16 protein-coding genes are annotated in these 18,300 nt (G+C 64.4%); 10 read left to right on the top strand and 6 right to left on the bottom strand.

Going from position 1 to position 18,300, the window contains the following annotated elements; all coding sequences use genetic code 11:
* Window positions 1-9 precede the first annotated feature (9 nt).
* Both fapE and fapF read left to right on the top strand, forming a co-directional pair.
* A complete protein-coding gene (fapE, locus tag KVG96_RS09710) occupies window positions 10-756 on the top strand; it encodes a fibril amyloid subunit FapE (RefSeq protein ID WP_217892459.1) in 747 nt (248 codons plus the stop codon).
* A 45-nt stretch (window positions 757-801) separates the two neighbouring features.
* A complete protein-coding gene (gene fapF / locus KVG96_RS09705) occupies window positions 802-2,106 on the top strand; it encodes a fibril amyloid transporter FapF (protein ID WP_217891829.1) in 1,305 nt (434 codons plus the stop codon).
* 82 nt (window positions 2,107-2,188) lie between these two features.
* On the opposite strand, the gene KVG96_RS09700 is transcribed toward fapF, so the two are convergent.
* Window positions 2,189-3,514, bottom strand: coding sequence for a sigma-54 dependent transcriptional regulator (locus KVG96_RS09700; protein WP_217891828.1), 1,326 nt, complete (start codon window positions 3,512-3,514; stop codon window positions 2,189-2,191).
* A 344-nt stretch (window positions 3,515-3,858) separates the two neighbouring features.
* Here KVG96_RS09700 and KVG96_RS09695 point away from each other — a divergent pair, with 344 nt between their 5' ends.
* The 3 genes from KVG96_RS09695 to nhaB all read left to right on the top strand — a co-directional run bounded on the left by KVG96_RS09695 (window position 3,859) and on the right by nhaB (window position 7,277).
* Entirely contained in the window at window positions 3,859-4,125 is a 267-nt protein-coding gene (locus KVG96_RS09695; RefSeq protein ID WP_217891827.1) for a hypothetical protein, read from the top strand.
* 285 nt (window positions 4,126-4,410) lie between these two features.
* Window positions 4,411-5,700 carry an NHL repeat-containing protein gene (locus KVG96_RS09690; protein ID WP_217891826.1) on the top strand — a complete coding sequence of 430 codons (1,290 nt, stop codon included), beginning with the start codon at window positions 4,411-4,413 and terminating at the stop codon, window positions 5,698-5,700.
* Window positions 5,701-5,774: 74 nt separating this feature from the next.
* Window positions 5,775-7,277 (top strand): sodium/proton antiporter NhaB, encoded by a 1,503-nt coding sequence (gene nhaB / locus KVG96_RS09685; RefSeq protein ID WP_217891825.1) that lies wholly within the window; start codon window positions 5,775-5,777, stop codon window positions 7,275-7,277.
* 225 nt (window positions 7,278-7,502) lie between these two features.
* On the opposite strand, the gene KVG96_RS09680 is transcribed toward nhaB, so the two are convergent.
* From KVG96_RS09680 to gnd, 3 genes are read right to left on the bottom strand one after another with little or no spacing between them, the layout of a single operon-like run.
* Window positions 7,503-8,324 carry an HAD family hydrolase gene (locus tag KVG96_RS09680; RefSeq protein ID WP_217891824.1) on the bottom strand — a complete coding sequence of 274 codons (822 nt, stop codon included), beginning with the start codon at window positions 8,322-8,324 and terminating at the stop codon, window positions 7,503-7,505.
* Window positions 8,321-9,844 carry a glucose-6-phosphate dehydrogenase gene (gene zwf / locus KVG96_RS09675; RefSeq protein ID WP_217891823.1) on the bottom strand — a complete coding sequence of 508 codons (1,524 nt, stop codon included), beginning with the start codon at window positions 9,842-9,844 and terminating at the stop codon, window positions 8,321-8,323. Before zwf ends, KVG96_RS09680 begins: the two co-directional genes overlap by 4 nt.
* Window positions 9,841-10,821 carry a phosphogluconate dehydrogenase (NAD(+)-dependent, decarboxylating) gene (gnd, locus tag KVG96_RS09670; protein WP_085641191.1) on the bottom strand — a complete coding sequence of 327 codons (981 nt, stop codon included), beginning with the start codon at window positions 10,819-10,821 and terminating at the stop codon, window positions 9,841-9,843. Before gnd ends, zwf begins: the two co-directional genes overlap by 4 nt.
* Window positions 10,822-11,095: 274 nt before the next feature.
* Between gnd and KVG96_RS09665 the strand changes: the two genes are divergently transcribed.
* The 5 genes from KVG96_RS09665 to KVG96_RS09645 all read left to right on the top strand — a co-directional run bounded on the left by KVG96_RS09665 (window position 11,096) and on the right by KVG96_RS09645 (window position 16,798).
* The gene (locus tag KVG96_RS09665; protein ID WP_217891822.1) at window positions 11,096-11,278 is read left to right on the top strand and encodes a DUF6026 family protein; all 183 of its coding nucleotides are present in this window, start codon (window positions 11,096-11,098) and stop codon (window positions 11,276-11,278) included.
* 191 nt (window positions 11,279-11,469) lie between these two features.
* Window positions 11,470-13,215: a phosphoethanolamine transferase CptA gene (locus KVG96_RS09660; RefSeq protein ID WP_217891821.1), complete on the top strand. Its 1,746-nt coding sequence runs from the start codon at window positions 11,470-11,472 to the stop codon at window positions 13,213-13,215.
* A gap of 375 nt (window positions 13,216-13,590) precedes the next feature.
* Complete coding sequence (locus tag KVG96_RS09655) at window positions 13,591-13,962, top strand: DUF6124 family protein (RefSeq protein WP_217891820.1); 372 nt, start codon at window positions 13,591-13,593, stop codon at window positions 13,960-13,962.
* 241 nt (window positions 13,963-14,203) lie between these two features.
* Window positions 14,204-16,447 carry a TonB-dependent siderophore receptor gene (locus KVG96_RS09650; RefSeq protein ID WP_217891819.1) on the top strand — a complete coding sequence of 748 codons (2,244 nt, stop codon included), beginning with the start codon at window positions 14,204-14,206 and terminating at the stop codon, window positions 16,445-16,447.
* A gap of 141 nt (window positions 16,448-16,588) precedes the next feature.
* Window positions 16,589-16,798: a hypothetical protein gene (locus KVG96_RS09645; RefSeq protein WP_217891818.1), complete on the top strand. Its 210-nt coding sequence runs from the start codon at window positions 16,589-16,591 to the stop codon at window positions 16,796-16,798.
* A 31-nt stretch (window positions 16,799-16,829) separates the two neighbouring features.
* Here the strand turns inward: KVG96_RS09645 and KVG96_RS09640 are convergent, their stop codons facing one another.
* Window positions 16,830-17,327, bottom strand: coding sequence for a GNAT family N-acetyltransferase (locus KVG96_RS09640; protein WP_217891817.1), 498 nt, complete (start codon window positions 17,325-17,327; stop codon window positions 16,830-16,832).
* A gap of 387 nt (window positions 17,328-17,714) precedes the next feature.
* Window positions 17,715-18,296, bottom strand: a complete 582-nt coding sequence (locus KVG96_RS09635; protein ID WP_217891816.1) for a DinB family protein — start codon at window positions 18,294-18,296, stop codon at window positions 17,715-17,717.
* Window positions 18,297-18,300 lie beyond the last annotated feature (4 nt).

Raw genomic sequence — 18,300 nt, 5'->3', positions numbered from 1 at the left:
GAGCAGCGGATGAAAACCTCATATTGGCTGGCCGCCGCCTGCCTGGCAGCGAGCGCATCAAGCTTTGCCAATGCAGGATTCAAACCCATTGAAATCAAGGACCAAGAGCTCGCCGAGCTTCGCGGTCGCTACGTCATGCCGGGCCGGATCATCAGTTTCGGCGTGGTCATGAGCAGCACCTGGCGCAACGCCAGCGGCGATCTGATCGGGGCGTCGGCCTCGATGCAGCTTCAAGCGGCAACGGTAAAACCCGAATTCTACGTCTCGACCATCAAGGAAACCGGCAACGGCACCCCCCTGCCGACGGGAACCGGCAACGTCATTGGTGGCGCAGGACTGAACAGCAGCCAGGGCGTGACACAAAGCGTGCGCGCCGCCGGCGACGGCAACACCGCCTACAACAACGTGGCGATCAACGTCAAAGAGGCCAACCAGGCGCCTGCCCTGGTGCCTGCCCAGGGGCAAGCCCTGATGGCCGGACAAACCATTTCCGGCAGCAACGCCGCAGGCAGCGTGGCGGTTTCCGCCACCGGCGGAGGCGTGCAGATGGCCATCCAGGCCGCCGGCAACCAAGGGACGGCCCTGCAACAGGTCGCCCAGGGCGGGCTGCTGCAGAACAGCCGCCTGCTCGGCAACGCCAACGTCGTCAACAACTTGACGCAACTCAACGTAGTCCTCAGCAACAACGGCATGAGCGCCGGCGCGCTGGACTGCAATCTCACTCAACTCAAGGCACTACGCAACATCGGATATTGAACTACGCTGAGTCTCGACCATTGGGCTTGAAGGGACGGCTTATTCATGTATCGATCAGTTTCACTGCGTGCGGCTGTATGTTTGAGTACTCTACTTCCCGCCGCAGCGCTTCATGCGGCGCCGGATGCGGACGTAGAGGCCCTGAAACAGGAACTTCTGGAGCTTAAGCAACGATACGAAGTGCAACAAAAGGCCCTGGCGGTGCTCGAGCAGCGGGTCCGCCAGGTCGAGGACCAACCCGCCTCACCGCCGCCCAAGCGCCTGGCCAAGTCGCCGGCCGACATGAAAGGCAACAAGCAGGTCGCCGGCACCGGGGCCGCAGCCGCGTCGGGGGGCGCAGCGGGGGGAAGCGGCGCATCCTACGGCCAGTCGCTGGCCGACGATTCGCAACCGGCGCAGAGCGTGTCGAACCTGTACGACGAGGCCAGCGGCTTCTTCGGCGGCGGCAAGTTCAGCTTCGAGACCGGCATCACCTACTCGCGCTACGACACGCGCCAGTTGATCCTCAACGGTTTCCTCGCGCTGGACTCGATTTTCCTGGGCAACATCAACCTCGACCGGATCAAGGCCGACACCTGGACCCTGGACCTCACCGGCCGCTACAACTTCGACAACCGCTGGCAGTTCGACCTGAACGTGCCGGTCGTGTACCGCGACTCGACCTACCAGTCCGGCGGCGGCAACAGCGGCGCCTCCAACGTCACCACCGAACAGGACGTGAGCCGCGACCCGACCATCGGCGACGTCAACTTCGGCATCGCCTACAAGTTCATGGACGAGTCGGTCAACACACCGGATGCGGTGGTCACGTTGCGGGTCAAGGCCCCGACCGGCAAGGATCCGTTCGGCATCAAGCTGCGCCAGACCGACGCCAACAGCAACCTGTTCGTGCCTGACACCCTGCCCACCGGCAACGGCGTCTGGTCGATCACGCCCGGCATCTCGCTGGTCAAGACCTTCGACCCGGCCGTGCTGTTCGGCAGCCTGTCCTACACCCACAACCTGGAGGAGTCCTTCGACGACATCAGCTCCACGGTCAACCAGAAGACGCCGGGCAAGGTGCGCATCGGCGACAGCTTCCAGATCGGCGCCGGCATCGCCTTCGCGCTGAACGAGAAGATGAGTATGTCGTTCTCCGTGTCGGACCTTGTGCAACGCAAGAGCAAGCTCAAGCAGGACGGCGGGGATTGGGAATCGGTGGTGTCCAGCGACGCCAACGCCGGTTACTTCAACGTCGGCATGACCATCGCGGCCACCGACAACCTGACCATCGTGCCCAACCTGTCCATCGGCATGACCGACGATGCCCCGGACTTCTCCTTCAGCCTGAAATTCCCGTACTACTTCTGACGGGCGCCCATGCAAAAGGCCCGCTGCGATCTTTGTCGCAGCGGGCCTTTTCGGTTTCTCCTCCCCGGAGAAACACCGCGCCCTAGCGGATCTGGTGCTTGTGCAGCAAACGGTAGAAGGTCGGCCTCGAGACGCCCAGCACCTTGGCGGCCACGCTGAGGTTGTCGCTGTGGCGGTTCAGCACGTCGCACAGCGCCTGGCGTTCGGCCCGGGTCTTGTAGTCTTCCAGGGTGCCCATGGGAGCCGTGACCGACTGCTGGCTGATCAGCCCCAGGTCGCGGGCCTCGATCTGCCGCCCTTCGGCCAGCACCAGGCCGCGGCGCACGCGGTTGGCCAGTTCGCGGACGTTGCCGGGCCAGTCGTGCTTGCCCATGGCGATCAAGGCGTCTTCGCTGAAGCTGCGCGGGCGCCGGCCGGTCTCGTGGCTGTAGAAATGGGAAAAGTGGTTGGCCAGCATCGACAGGTCGCCGTGGCGCTCACGCAGCGGTGCGGTGACCACCTGCAACACGTTCAGCCGGTAGTACAGGTCTTCACGGAAGCGTTTCTTCTCGATGGCCGCCTCAAGGTCGACGTGGGTGGCCGCCAAAACGCGCACATCCACGGGAATCGGCTGGCTGCCGCCGACCCGTTCGATGTGTTTTTCCTGGAGAAACCGCAGCAGGTTGGCTTGCAGCTCCAGCGGCAGGTCGCCGATCTCGTCCAGAAACAGCGTGCCGCCGTTGGCCGCCTCGATGCGCCCGACCTTGCGCTGATGAGCGCCGGTGAACGCGCCTTTCTCGTGGCCGAACAGTTCGGACTGGATCAGGTGCTCGGGAATCGCTCCGCAGTTGATGGCCACGAACGGCTTGCTGTGGCGTTGGGACTGGCGGTGCAGCGTGCGGGCGACCAACTCCTTGCCGGTGCCGCTTTCGCCGCGGATCAGCACCGGCGACTCGGTGGGCGCCAGTTTGCTCAGCAATTTGCGCAGTTCACGGATCGGCTTGCTGTCGCCGAGCAGCTCGTGCTCCGGCTGATCGACGTGGATCGTGCCCTGGCCGCGCAGGCGCGCCATGCCGAACGCCCGGCCCAGGGTCACCTGCACCCGCGAGACGTCGAACGGCAAGGTATGGAAATCGAAGAACCATTCGCAGACGAAGTCCCCGACGTTCTGCAGACGCAGCACTTCCTGGTTGAGGACGGCGATCCACTCGGTGCCGCTGCGGCTGATCAGCTCCTTGACTGCCTCGGGACGCTCCAGGTGAAAAGGCTGCAAACGCAACAGGCCGACATCGCAGGTGCGGTCGGCGGCGTTTTCCAGCGAACAGCTGTCGACATCCCAGCCCACGGCACGCAAACCGGGCAGCAAGCGATGGCAATCATCGCAGGGGTCAACCACCAATAATCGTCGTAGGGCAGGCGCTTCGCTCATGACTGTTCCTTGGCGCCAAATTATGGGAAATGATCGCAAAAACAGTCATTTGGCAGACCTGGCTGTAACATTAGCAAGAATTTGACGGCGCCTTGTATCAATTGCTTATAGGTGTACAAGTGAAGCAGTTATAAGTAGCCGGTTTATTAGTTAGCTATCGACATGATTCTTTCACCAGGCTTTCAAAAGCGGCCGCACAATTGCCGGTTTGAAAGAAAGTTGAAATTTCTTCGAATCCTGTGTGACCCGTCCCCCGGTTGCGTGCATCAGTACAAGTAACCAGCCGAACGGTAAGCCCAACCGACGGCACATCACTTGATTGGGCACTACAGAGAGAAGACCCCATGACCGCCCCGCTCCGTATCAACGAAGCTCTTTTGATTGCCAACCGCGCGTTCGAACCCTTCCAATGCGTGGCCTGGGCCCCACAAGACGGCAACGGCGAACTGAACCTGACCGTCATCGACCGCACCAACTCCCAGATCGGTCGGACGAAGATCCCAAGCAGCGCCTACTCCGACCCGGCGCAACTCGAGCACCTGCTGCAGCAGGCTCGCGCCGAACTGAGCGAAGAAGGCTACACGCTGCAATCCTGGTCGATGCCACACTGATCCGGGGCGATGCGGATGACGTTCATGTCATCCGCCCCTCTTGCGCTTAGTTGCCGCTTCCCTTCTTTTATTAGCGCACCTGCGTACAACTTTCTTCACAAGTTGAAGGCCTGAATACTTGGCAGGCTTGCGACTGGTTCAGAAAGTCATTGTTCTGGCACAGTGCGACCCTCCACCTGTTACTTCTGTCAGTTGTACTTGCACACTTTCAGGGATTGAATGTGTCCCTCATGCAGTTGCCCGATCGACTTCCCGGTGTCGGCCGACTCGCAAGGAGACGCGTGCATGCCCACCCAGACCGCTTATGCGTTCCCCGCACCTGCCGACAACGCCGGGCAACTGGACACCTCTTTTGCCGCCAACGGCGTCGCCCGGGTCTATTTCGCCGGCAGCCGCTCCAGCCTCACCCAAAGCGTGGCACTCGATGCCCAAGGCCGGATTCTGGTGGCCGCCAAAGTCGGCACGGATCAAGGTAGCCGTTTCGGCCTCGCCCGCCTGCTGCCGGACGGTTCGGCAGACCTGAGCTTCGGCCTGCACGGCAGCGTGATCGGTGCCTACGCCGACGGTTCCGAGGCCACCGCCGGCAAGGTGCTGGTACTGCCCGACGGCCGGATCCTGCTGGCCGGCCTGCATTATGAGAACACCCACCGCACCCTGCCCGCCCTCGCCCTCTTCGACGGCCACGGTCGCCCCGACGTGGCGTTCGGCGAGGACGGCCGGCAAGTCGTGCGCTTGCCGGGCGACCTGTCCATGGGTTCGCGCGACACCTGGCTGCCGCCCGGCGTCCCCGGTGCCGAGGCCTGCGATGTGGCCCTTCAGCCCGACGGCCGGATCCTGCTGATCGCCAATCACCATTTCGAACTCGCCGACCATGCCGGCATCCTGATCCGCCTCACGCCGGACGGCCGACCGGACAGCACCTTCAATGGCCGCGGTTTCGTGATGGTCCGCCACTTGCTGCTGAACACCTGGCTCAGCAGCCTGCTGTTGCAGCAGGACGGGCGCATCGTGGTCGCGGGCTCCATCGATTTCCCTCAAGAGGGGCTGCTGGCCCGTTACCTGCCGGACGGCCAACTGGACGAGCGTTTCGCCGTGGACGGGTTCATGGCGTTCAAGGCCGGCGGCCAGAGCGCGCTGGTGAGCCAGGTCATCGAATCCGCCGAACGCCTGCATTGCCTGGGCAGCAGCCGCGATCCGATCCGCTGCCTGTCGCTGACGCTTCACGGCAACGGCCGCCCGGACGTGCATTGCAACGGCGCACGGCCGCTCCTGCTGGAAATCGGCCGCAGCGGTTGCCAATGGACCGCTGCGGTGCGGATGGCGGACGGCCGGATCATCGCGGCCGGCGCCACCATCGGCGGCATCGAGGCGGATTTCATCGTCGCCCGCTACCTGGCCGATGGCCGGCCGGACCGGCGCTTCGGCGACGGCAACGGCTGGCTGCGCACGCGGCTGGGGCACAGCCTGGACACCGCCACGTCCATGGCCCTGGAGCGCGACGGTGGGATTCTGGTCGGCGGCTATTCGCTTGACGGCAATTACCGTGCAGTCGTGGCGCGTTATCTGAACCAATAAAGAGAAAAATCCCACGCTTGATCTTGATCGAAGCTTACGGCACCGTGCGCGCTTCTTAAGACAAGGAGCAACCGATGTCCGGTTCGATGGCCCAAGCGTTCGCGCACAATTTTCTCGGGCACTCTCCCCGCTGGTACAAGGCGTGCATCGTCGGGTTCCTGATCCTCAATGCCGTGGTGCTGTGGACCGCAGGCCCGGTGGCTGCCGGCTGGCTGCTGGTGGTCGAGTTCATTTTCACCCTGGCGATGGCGCTCAAGTGCTACCCCCTCATGCCGGGCGGGCTGCTGCTGATCGAAGCGCTGCTGCTGGAAATGACCACGCCGCAAGCCATCTACGATGAACTGGTGCACAACTTCCCCGTGATTTTGCTGCTGATGTTCATGGTCGCCGGCATCTGTTTCATGAAGGATCTGCTGCTGTTCCTGTTCTCGCGCCTGCTGCTGGGCGTGCGCTCCAAGGCGCTGCTGGCGCTGATGTTCTGCTTTCTGTCGGCGTTCCTGTCGGCGTTTCTCGACGCGCTGACCGTCACCGCCGTGATCATCAGCGCCGCTGTGGGCTTCTACTCGGTCTACCACCGCGTGGCCTCCGGCAACGATCCGCGCCAGGACAGCGAATTCAACGACGACCAGCACCTGCCCGTGCTGCATCACGGAGACCTTGAGCAATTCCGCGCCTTCCTGCGCAGCCTGCTGATGCACGGCGCGGTCGGCACGGCCCTGGGCGGCGTTTGCACGCTGGTGGGCGAGCCGCAGAACCTGCTGATCGGCCATGAGATGGGTTGGCACTTCGCCGAGTTCTTCACCCAGGTCGCGCCGGTGTCCCTGCCCGTGCTGGTGGCCGGGCTGACGACCTGCGTGCTGCTGGAGAAGCTGCGCTGGTTCGGTTACGGCACGCTGCTGCCGGACAACGTGCGCGCCGTGCTGGCCAACTACGCCGCCGAAGACAACGCCGAACGCACCCCGCGCCAACGCGCCGCCCTGCTGGTGCAAGGCGCCGCCGCGCTGATCCTGATCGCCGGGCTGGCCCTGCACATCGCCGAGGTCGGCCTGATCGGGCTGATGGTGATCGTGCTGATCACTGCCTTCACCGGCATCACCGACGAACACCGGCTGGGCAGCGCCTTCAAGGACGCCATGCCCTTCACCGCCCTGCTGGTGGTGTTCTTTGCGGTGGTCGCGGTGATTCACGACCAGCAACTGTTCGCACCGTTGATCCGCTGGGTGCTGGCGCTGCCGGCCGAGCAGCAGCCGGGCATGCTGTTCATCGCCAATGGCCTGCTGTCGGCGATCAGCGACAACGTGTTCGTGGCCACGATCTACATCACCGAAGTGAAGCAGGCCTTCCTGTCCGGCCACATGAGCCGCGAGCATTTCGAGACGCTGGCGATCGCGATCAACACCGGCACCAACCTGCCGAGCGTGGCGACGCCCAATGGCCAGGCGGCGTTCCTGTTCCTGCTGACTTCGGCGATCGCGCCGCTGGTGCGCCTGTCGTACGGGCGCATGGTGTGGATGGCATTGCCCTACACCGTGGTGATGGGCGTTCTGGGCTGGTATGCGGTGAGCTATTGGCTGTAGCTGGCATGTTCAGGGCCTGACACGCCGCCATCGCGAGCAGGCTCGCTCCTACAGGGGACAGCGGGTGTACGCGGAACCTGTGGGAGCCGGCCTGCCGGCGACGGCAGTGGATCAGCCACCACCGATGCCGACAGTGCCGGCCCTATCGCTGGCAAGCTCCCACAGAGTTTGCGGTGGCCCACCGTCTGATTCCCCACAGGGGTGACGGGTGTACGCAGCGGCGCCCTACCGGGGCAGGATGTAGCGCTCGATGGCCTGCGCCACGCCGTCCTCGCTGTTCGAGCCGGTCACCACGTCGGCCTGGCGCCGGATCTCCTCCGGCGCTTGCCCCATCGCAATCGACAGCCCGGCGCAGTGGAACATCGCCGGGTCGTTGCCGCCGTCGCCGATGGCGGCGGTCTGCGCCAAGGGCACGCCCAAATGTTCGGCCAGCGTCACCAACGCGGTGCCTTTGTTGGCCTCCAGCGCCGTCACGTCCAGATAGACCGGCTGCGAACGCGACACCTGGGCCATGCCGTCGACCTGCGGCAACAGACGCGCCTCCAGTTCGATCAACAGTTCAGTGTTGTCGCTGGCGGCCACAATCTTGGAGATGCGCTCCAGGTACGGCTCGAAGCTGTCCACCACCACCGGCGGGTAACCGAGACCGTGCTGCTCGCGCGGCACCATCGGCCCGTGGGGATCCTTGAGCAGCCAGTCGTCGCCGCTGAACACCCAGATTTCGACATCCGGCCGGTCGGCGAACAGCGCCAGCGCCGTGAGCGCAGCGGTGGCCGGCAAGTGGTGGGCCACCAGCAGGCTGCCGTCCGGGTTGACGATCGTGCCGCCGTTGAACGCCGCCGTCGGCAAATCGACGCCCAAGGCCTCGATCTGCTGCCGCATGGCCCTGGGCGGACGCCCGGTGGCGAGGCTGAACAGCACGCCGGCCTCGCGCAGGGAACGCACGGCCTCGATTGTGCGCTGGCTCAGGCTGTGGTCGGCCCGCAGCAGCGTGCCGTCCATGTCGCTGAGCAGAAAACGGATGGGTTGCGGCGCGGCCTCACTCATCCCAGGCCATGCCAGACGCGGCCGTCGCGGGTCAGCAGTTCGTTGGCCGCCTCAGGACCGTCTTCGCCGGCCGCGTAGGCCTGCACGCTCGCATCCTGCTGCCAGGCGTCGAGGAACGGCTGCACCGCACGCCAGCCGTTCTCGATGTTGTCGGCGCGCTGGAACAGCGTCTGGTCGCCGGTGAGGCAGTCGTAGATCAGGGTTTCGTAGCCGGTGGACGGCTGCATCTCGAAGAAGTCTTTGTAGGCGAAGCCCAGTTCGATGTTGGCCATGTTCAGCGCAGGCCCCGGCCGTTTGGCCAGCAGGTCGAACCACATGCCTTCGTTGGGCTGGATCTGGATGCGCAGGTAGGTCGGCTGCAGTTCGTCCACTTCGGTGTCGCGGAACTGCGCGTAAGGCGCCGGCTTGAAGCAGATGACGATCTCGGTGTCGCGCACGCTCATGCGCTTGCCGGTGCGCAGGTAGAACGGCACGCCGACCCAGCGCCAGTTGTCGATCATCACCTTCAGCGCCACGTAGGTTTCCGTGGTGCTGTCCGGCGAGACGTTGGCCTCTTCGCGGTAACCGGCCAACGGCTTGCCGTCCAGGGCCCCGGCGCCGTACTGGCCGCGCACCGAGTTGGCCCGCGCCTCTTGCGTGGTCCAGGGGCGGATGGCGCCGACCACCTTGGCCTTCTCGCCGCGCACCGCATCGGCGCCGAACGCGGCCGGCGGCTCCATGGCGACCATCGCCAGCAACTGGAACAGGTGATTGGGCACCATGTCCCGCAAGGCGCCGGTGTTTTCGTAGAAACTGCCGCGGGTCTCCACGCCGACGGTCTCGGCGGCGGTGATCTGCACGTGGTCGATGTAGTGGTTGTTCCAGAAGGCTTCGAACAGGCTGTTGGAGAACCGGCTGACCAGGATGTTCTGCACGGTTTCCTTGCCCAGGTAATGGTCGATCCGGTAGATCTGCTTCTCCGTCATCACCTTGAGCAGGCAGGCGTTCAAGGCTTCGGCGGTCTGAAGGTCAGAGCCGAACGGCTTTTCGATCACCACCCGCCTGAACGCTTCCGGGTTTTCCTCCAGCAGGCCGGCGCTGCCCAGCCGGCGCACCACTTCGCTGAAGAAACGCGGCGCGGTGGCCAGGTAGAACACCGCGTTGCCGGTGCCGCTGTCGGCGATCTTCGCCGCCAGGGCCGAATAGGTGCCGTCGTCCAGGAAGTCGCCCTGGACGTAGCTGATGTTTTTCGCAAGCTGGGCCCACAAGGCCGGATCCAGGGACTGGTTGCCCTTGCCGACCTTGCTGGCCACTTCGTCGCGGATGAAGTCTTCGAGCTTCTTCGCGAAGCCTTCATCGCTGATGGCGTTGTGGTCAACGCCGATGATCCGCAGTCCGTCGCCGAGCAACCCGTCGCGCTTGAGGTTGTACAGCGCCGGCATCAGCAGGCGCTTGACCAGGTCGCCGTGGGCGCCGAACAGAAACAGCGTGGTCGGCGGCGCGGGCTCGGCCTTGGACTTCCTGCGGATCACATGGGTCATTTCTTCGCGGTCTCCACATGGCCGCCGAAGCCGAAGCGCTGGGCCGAGAGGATCTTGTCGCCGAAGGTGCCCTGGCCGCGGGAGCGGTAGCGCGAGAACAGCGAGTTGGACAGCACCGGCACCGGCACCGCTTGTTCCATGGCCGCCTCGATGGTCCATTGGCCTTCGCCGCTGTCCGCCACGGAGCCCGAGAAGCCGTCGAGTTTCGGGTCGGCGGCCAGCGCGTCGGCGGTCAGGTCCAGCAGCCAGGACGAGACCACGCTGCCGCGGCGCCACACCTCGGCGATATCGGCGACGTTCAGGTCGAAGCGCTGGTCTTCAGGCAGGCGGTCGCTGGACTTGGTCTTGAGGATGTCGAAGCCTTCGGCGAAGGCCTGCATCATGCCGTACTCGATGCCGTTGTGGATCATCTTGACGAAGTGACCGGCACCGGCGGGACCGGCGTGGATGTAGCCGTGCTCGGCACGCGGGTCGTCGGACTTGCGGTCCTTGGTGCGCGGAATGTCGCCCATGCCCGGCGCCAGCGTCTTGAACAGCGGGTCGAGGCGGCTGACGGTGGCGGCGTCGCCGCCGATCATCATGCAGTAGCCGCGCTCCAGGCCCCAGACGCCGCCGGAGGTGCCGACGTCGATGTAGTGCAGGCCCTTTTCCGCCAGAGTCTTGGCCCGGCGGATGTCGTCCTTATAGTTGGTGTTGCCGCCGTCGATGATGGTGTCGCCCGCCTCAAGCAGGGTGCTCAGGGTTTCGATGGTCTCTTCGGTCGGCGCGCCGGCCGGCAGCATGACCCACACGGCGCGAGGCTTGGCCAGGCCGGCGACCAGCGCCGGCAGGTCGGCGACGCCCGTGGCGCCTTCGGCGGCCAGGGTGTCCACAAAAGCGGTATTGCGGTCGTAAACAACGGTGGTGTGACCGTCGAGCATCAGGCGCCGCGCAATGTTGCCGCCCATGCGGCCCAGTCCAATAATCCCGAGTTGCATGTGCTGATGCTCCTTACTGCAGTAAAAGTGTGTCAATGGTTATAGCCCAACGCGACTGATGGAGGTTAGTCCGAAGCGTCGTGATGAAGTTTCCGGGCATTGTGCCCGATCCAGACAGATAACGTCGGGAAACGTGGCGAAGACACAACGACCGCAAAAAATAAAAAAGTTCCCATCGCAGGCAAAAGAAATCAGAATCGGCGCCGATAGTGAGTCAGGATCCCGGCCCCGGGAGCCGATTCACGGTTGAGTCACGCCGTTTGCGAGGTGAGCAATGGGCACAGTACATACAGAAGCACCGCCACAAACCCTGTACGTCACGATCCGCCGCGATGAACTGCGCGAGCTGAAGGACGAACGCGACCGCCTCAAGCAGGAACTTTCGCAACTGCGCCTGCTGGCCCAGGGCGCCCTGCCCAAGCCGCTGCCCACCGTTCAGCGCTCCCCCAACGCCTGATCCCGCCTGCCCCGGGAGCGGCCCGCGCCGTTCCCGTCACGATGCCCTCCTGGCCCCTGCGGGCAACTCACAAAGTTTTCACATCCGCTTGTTGATACTCCGTCGATTGAGCCGGGCGATAGCGTGCGGCTTCCGTTCGCCGGCAAAAAGGATTCACCGGCGGTGGTTGTGACGAGTGAGCGGAGCGCTGAATGGCATTGTTCAAACGCAGCAATACGACTGCGACAGGTTTTGACTGGACCGGACTGCTCTGGCTGTTCGTGTTCTTCTGGTACTTTTCGGGCATCACCCAACTGCTGATCCAGCTGACCGGCACCTCCGGGTTCACCGGATTTCGCCAAGCGTTCGTGATGAGCGCCGTGTGGCTGGCGCCGATGCTGCTGTTCCCCAAACGCACCCGCCTGCTCGCCGCGCTGATCGGCGTGGTGCTGTGGGCCTGCTCGATGGCCAGCCTGGGCTACTTCTTCATCTATCAGCAGGAGTTCTCCCAGAGCGTCATCTTCATCATGTTCGAGTCGAACGTGTCCGAAGCCGGCGAGTACATCACCCAATACTTCGCCTGGTGGATGATTCCGGCGTTCCTCGCCCACACCGCGTTCGCCTGGTTCCTGTGGACACGCCTGCGCCCGGTCTACATGCCCCGTGGCCGCGCGTTCGTGGCGGCGATGGCGATCCTGCTGGCCGTGGTCGGCTATCCGCTGATCAAGCAGACCCAGCGCACCGGCAGCTTCGCCGGCGGCTTCGAGAAGTTCGAGACCCGCATCGAGCCGGCCGTACCGTGGCAGATGGCCGTGGCCTACCACCGCTACCTCGAAACCCTGGGCGAAATGCAGGGCATGCTGCACAGTGCCAGCAAGATCCCGCCGCTGCACAACCTCAAGGACGTCGGCGCCAACCAGCCGGCGACCCTGGTGCTGGTGATCGGCGAGTCCACCAACCGCCAGCGCATGAGCCTTTACGGCTACCCGCGCAAGACCACGCCTGAGCTGGACAAGCTCAAGGACCAACTGACGGTCTTCGACAACGTCATCACCCCGCGCCCGTACACCATCGAGGCGCTACAGCAGGTGCTGACCTTTGCCGACGAAGAGAACCCGGACCTTTACCTGTCCACGCCGTCGCTGGTCAGCATGATGAAACAGGCCGGCTACAAGACGTTCTGGATCACCAATCAGCAGACCATGACCAAGCGCAACACCATGCTCACGACCTTCTCCGAACAGGCCGACGAGCAGGTGTACCTCAACAACAACCGCAACCAGAACGCTGCCCAGTACGACGGCGATGTGATCGAGCCGTTCAACAAGGCCCTGGCCGACGCGGCGCCGCGCAAGCTGATCGTGGTGCACCTGCTCGGCACCCACATGAGCTACCAGTACCGCTATCCGCCGAGCTTCGACAAGTTCCAGGACCGCGACGGCGTGCCGGCCGGCCTGCGCGACGACCAGGTGCCGACCTACAACAGCTACGACAACGCGGTGCTGTACAACGACTTCGTGGTGTCGAGCCTGATCAAGGACTACGCCAAGGCCGACCCGAACGGCTTCCTGCTGTACCTCTCCGACCACGGCGAAGACGTCTTCGACTCGGTCGGCCACACCACCCTGGGCCGCAACGAGAACAAACCGACCGCGCCGATGTACACCATCCCGTTCATGGCCTGGGCCTCGCCGAAGTGGCGCCAGACCCATGACTGGAACTTCGTCGGCGACCTGAGCCGCCCTTACAGCAGCTCGCACCTGATCCACACTTGGGCGGACCTGGCCGGCCTGAGCTTCGACGAACTGGACCGCAGCAAGAGCCTGGTCAGCGACAGCTTCAAGCCACGCCCGCTGATGATCGGCAACCCGTACGAACGCGAGCAGCGGCCGCTGATCGACTTCAGCCTGATGAAGCCGAAGAAACCGGCGGCCACCGAGGTGGTGCAGCAGCAATGAACCGAGGGGCCGTTTACGGCCCCTTTTTGTGGTCGCGTTTCGATCCACCAGCAGAGCTGTTTAGAGTTGTTGAATAACATTTCCACAGCCCCACGCCACCTTGCGCCATTGCCTACAGCTACGCCAGAACCCGCCGGCTTGTGCGCCTGGGGGGCGGGTTCTATCGTTTGGCGGTCGCTGACGAATCAGTGATCGGGTTTAGCAGCCCGGCAATTCTCAAGGCACGTGAGCTTCGCCCAATGCGTCATGGCGGCTTTGCGTGGGGCACTTCGGTGCGCCGGGATCCTTGAGCCTGGTCTGCTAACCCGCGTACAGCCGCCACCCAACTCGTTTAGCAGCGATGGCTGACGGCTCCATTTCTCAAGGAGCTTCACCATGTTCAAACCCACCCCCAACCCACCCGAAACCGACCCCACCTCCCCCTACGAATCCCCCGACTCGCGCAAGCTCAACGAGGCCGCCGAGCGCGCCCTCGACCATTACCTCAACCCGATGTTCGTCCCCGAACCCGCGCTCAAGATCAGCAAGCTCTACGCCATCGCCCCGGCCGCCGACAACGAAGAGCTGCTGGCCGACGCCTGCGAGACCCTGACCTCGGCCAAGGTCATGGCCAACAACTTTGCGGGATTGCTGGACGGCCAGCACCGGCACACGGCGCAAGGCATCGCGCAGCTGATCATGCTCGGCGAACTGGCGGTGAACCGGGTGCTGGACAGCCTGGAGCTGAAAGCCGACGCCACCCTTTAACCCAACGCAAAATCCTGTAGGAGCCAGCCTGCTGGCGATGGCGGCGTGTCAGCCAGCATCACATGTGACTGACCCATCGCTATCGCCAGCAGGCTGGCTCCTACACGGTCGGGTGCTGAACACCGGCTTCAAGTCCAGGCCTTCCAAATAACAATATTTCTCGTTTAACCCTAAATCCCGCCCTTCCCCTTCGTCTCTGAGCAAACGGAAATTTTCCCTCGATGACAAGGAGTCGGCTGCGATGTTCGCGCCCATTACCCGTTCCATGACCCTCACCCTGGGCCTGTGCAGTGCCGCCCTGAGCCCGGACCTTCTGGCCGAGACCGAAACCGAACAGCGCCCGGAAACCGACGCGCCGGCCCTGGAACTGGCCGCCACCAGCGTCACGGCCCAGGGCCTGGGCAGCACCACCGAACACACCGGCGCCTACACCACCGGCGCCATGAGCACGGCGACGCGGCTCAACCTGTCGATCAAGGACACCCCGCAATCGATGTCGGTGGTCACCCGCCAGCAGATGGACGACTTCAAGCTCGGCACCCTGTCCGAGGCCATGAGCCAGACCACCGGCATCGTGGTGCAGCACAACGACTCGGACCGGGTCAGTTATTCGTCGCGCGGCTATTCGATCAACAATTTCCAGGTCGATGGCATGCTCAACACCTTCACGTTCATGAAGTCGGACTCGGACACGATCATCTACGACCGCATCGAGGTGGTGCGCGGCGCCACCGGCCTGACCACCGGCGCGGGCGACCCGTCGGCGACCATCAACATGGTGCGCAAGCGCCCCACCGCCCAATGGCAGGCCCAGGCCGGGGTCAGCGGCGGCAGCTACGACGATTACTACAGCTATGTGGACGTGGGCGGGCCGTTGGCGTTCGACGGGCGCCTGCGCGGGCGCAGCGTGCTGGCTTACCGCGACAGCCAGTCGTTCCGCGACAAGTACGCGCTGCAGCGGGAGGTCGGCTACGGCATCCTCGAAGCCGACCTGACCGATTCCACCGTGCTGGCGGTCGGCTACGACTACCAGGACAAACACGTGCAAGGCACCTCCTGGGGCACCGTGCCGTACTGGAACGCCGACGGCGGCAAGGCCGGCCTGGGCCGCTCCACCAACATGGCGACGTCCTGGAGCTCGTGGCCGATCAGGGACAAGACCGCGTTCGCCACCCTCGATCAGGCGCTGGCCGACGGCTGGCACCTCAAGGCCGCCTACACCCACCGCCAGAGCGACACCGACGGCAAGGTCTACTACGGCGGCGCCGGGTTCCCCGAAGCGGACCGCAGCGGCATGACGGCCTACACCTCGCACATGCTCGGCACGCAGAAGATGACCGCCTATGACTTCAACGTCTCCGGCCCCTACACGCTGCTGGGCCGCGAGCACGAACTGATGCTGGGCTACGGCGAGGCCGAACGGCGCTCCGATTCGCCCTACGCGATCGCCGGCCCCCGGGCGGACGACTACGGCACCATCCGCGACTGGAAGTACATGGACATCGCCAAGTTCCCCGACACCGTCACCGGGCTCACCGAATCCAAAGACGATACCCGGCAGAAGGCCGGCTACCTGGCCACCCGCCTGAGCCTCACCGACCGTCTGCATGCGGTGCTCGGCAGCCGCTACGGCAGTTGGGAGTCGTCCAGCACCAGCAACACCTTCGACGACGACCTGCACGTGACGGCCGTGGACACCACCCGCCAGAAGCACAACGACCAGTGGACGCCCTACGCCGGCCTGCTGTACGACATCACGCCCGAATACACCGTGTATGTCAGCTACACCGACATCTTCAAGCCGCAGACCAACCGCGACGCCAACCGCAAATACCTGGAGCCGGTGGTGGGCAGCAACTACGAGCTGGGGCTCAAGGGCAGCCTGCTGGACGAGCGCCTGAACCTGGCCACGGCGCTGTTCTGGAGCAAGCAGGACAACGTCGCCGAGGTGGACGATTCGGTGCCGCCGGACCCGAAGACCGGCGAGGAGTTCTACAAGAGCGGCGGCAAGGGCAACAAGGTCAACGGGTTCGAGGCGGAGGTGTCCGGCGAGGTGCTGGACGGCTGGAACCTGACCGCCGGCTACACCTACACCCACTCCGCCGACGGCGAGAAACAGCGCACCAACACCAACCAGCCGCTGAACCTGTTCCGCCTGTCCACGGCCTATCGCCTGCCGGGCAACTGGAACGCGCTGACGGTGGGCGGCGCGGTGAACTGGCAGAGCGACATCTACGGCAAGGCCAACCGCCCCGTGGGGCGCGACGCCGCCGGCGAGATCGTCACGCGCCGCACGCGGATCAGCCAGGACGCCTACACCGTGGTCAAGCTGATGTCGCGCTATGAGTTCGACCGGCACCTGTCGGCGTCGCTGAACGTCGATAACCTGTTCGACAAGAAGTACTACGACAACGTCGGTTTCTACAACGGCGTGTTCTGGGGCGATCCGCGCACGGTGACGCTGAGCCTGGACTGGAAACTTTGACCCCAGGCACATAGGCATTCCCTGTGGCGGGTTCCCTCGCCACAGGGCCCGTTAACCCTTAGTTAATGCCCCCGGCGGACACTGCGCGCCGAGACCTCGATTCATGGACGAAAGGCTCCGACATTCACAGTGGGAGGCACCATGAACATCACCACCGCAATCCTCGCCGCACTGCTTGCCTTGGGTTCCGCCAGCGCTTTCGCCGAAGGCGGCGCCGAGCGCATGAGGCACTACTACCAGAACTTCCCGGTGCACCAGGACGCCGCCGGGCAACAGGCCGACAACAGAGCCGATGAGTTGAAGGTTCCGGACGACCAGACCGCGCAAGTGACCGAGTCCTATCGTCCTTGACGACAGTCGGGCGCCCGCCGGGCGCCCTTTTTCATGCCTGCAGGTATTTGGACCAGAACAGCATCGGCCCCTGCGACGGATCCCGCGTGCCGGTCACGAACCCGAGCTTGGCATAGGCCGCCTTCGCCACGTCGTTGCCTTCGAGCACTTCGAGGGTGATCTTGCAGCAGCCGCGCTGACGGGCGATGTCCTCGACCTTGCGCAGCATCTTGTGGCTCAGGCCCCGCCCGCGGAATTTCGTCATCACCGCCACGTCATGCACGTTGACCAGCGGTTTGCAGGCGAACGTGGAAAACCCCTCGAAGCAGTTCACCAGCCCCGCCGGCTCGCCGCCGACGAACGCCAGCACGCTGAAGGCATGGGGCCGCTTGGCGAGCTCCTCGGGCAAGCGCCGCAGCAGATCCGGCGCGAGCGACTGCCCGCCGCCCATCGGGTCTTCGGCGTAGTGATTGAGCACGACACCGATGGCCTCGGCATGCACCGGGTTGGTATAGCTGGCTTGAAGCACAAGAATTTCTGCGGAATCCATTTCCATCCTCGATCGCACGGGGCCCCGGCGCGCGTCTTGCGCGTTGAAAGGCCCGGAGACCATAACGTGGCGGCGGCACGGGCGACAAGACAAACATTGGCTTGCTCGCGCAGGACTGCGCAGGCGGCGTGTCAGGGGATGAACGCGTCGGTAGGCCCGACGCCTTCGCTGGCAAGCCAGCTCCCACAGGTTTGCGGTTGCCGCTGATCCTGCGAATGTCCAGCGTCCTTGTGGAAGCTGGCTTGCCAGCTCACACAGGTTTTGTGTTTGCCGCTGATCCTGCGAATGTCCAGCGTCCTTGTGGAAGCTGGCTTGCCAGCGATAGGGCCGCCACATCCGACATCCCCGGTGCCCGACCCAACGCCTTCATCGCGCAGCCCGTCACGGTCAATGCCCCCAGATCAGCTCCTCGGTCCAGCCCAGTTCGGCGAAGTCCTCGGCCCGCAGCGCCGACTCGCCGGCGCAGAAAAACTCATCCAGTTGCGGCGGTTCCACCGAGGTGCCGCTGAGCATGGCATGCACCTGTCCGCGATGGTGGATCTGGTGCTCGAACAGGTGCGAGAGCAAGCGCAGCCGGGTGTCGTGCTGCGGCGTCTCCCGGGCGATGGTCACCACCCGGCCCAGATCGGCGTCGCGCAGTTGCTCGCAATAGGCGATCAGGCGCCGGTCCACCCGGGCCTGCTCAAGGCGCAGGGATTGCCCTTCGGTAAACGGTTCGTCGACCGCGAAAAACGCATAGCAATCGGGATGCGGCTCATCGCCGCGCAGCTCGCGCTCCAGCGCGTCGACGTAGAACCCGTCGCAGGTGACGATGTGATTGAGCGTCAGGCGGATGCTGGGGAAGAAGCTCACCCGTGGCGCCGCCAGCTCCGTGGCGTCGAGGCGGCTCCAGGCCTTGGCCAGGCGATGGTTGGCCCAGGCGTTCTGATAGGCCATGGTCAGCAGATGGTGGGACAGTGGCTGCGTCATCGCA

Source organism: Pseudomonas ekonensis (genome assembly GCF_019145435.1).
GTDB classification, from domain to species: domain Bacteria; phylum Pseudomonadota; class Gammaproteobacteria; order Pseudomonadales; family Pseudomonadaceae; genus Aquipseudomonas; species Aquipseudomonas ekonensis.
The sequence above is the reverse complement of the archived record's forward strand: the minus strand, read 5'-3'. Positions and strand labels throughout refer to the sequence as shown.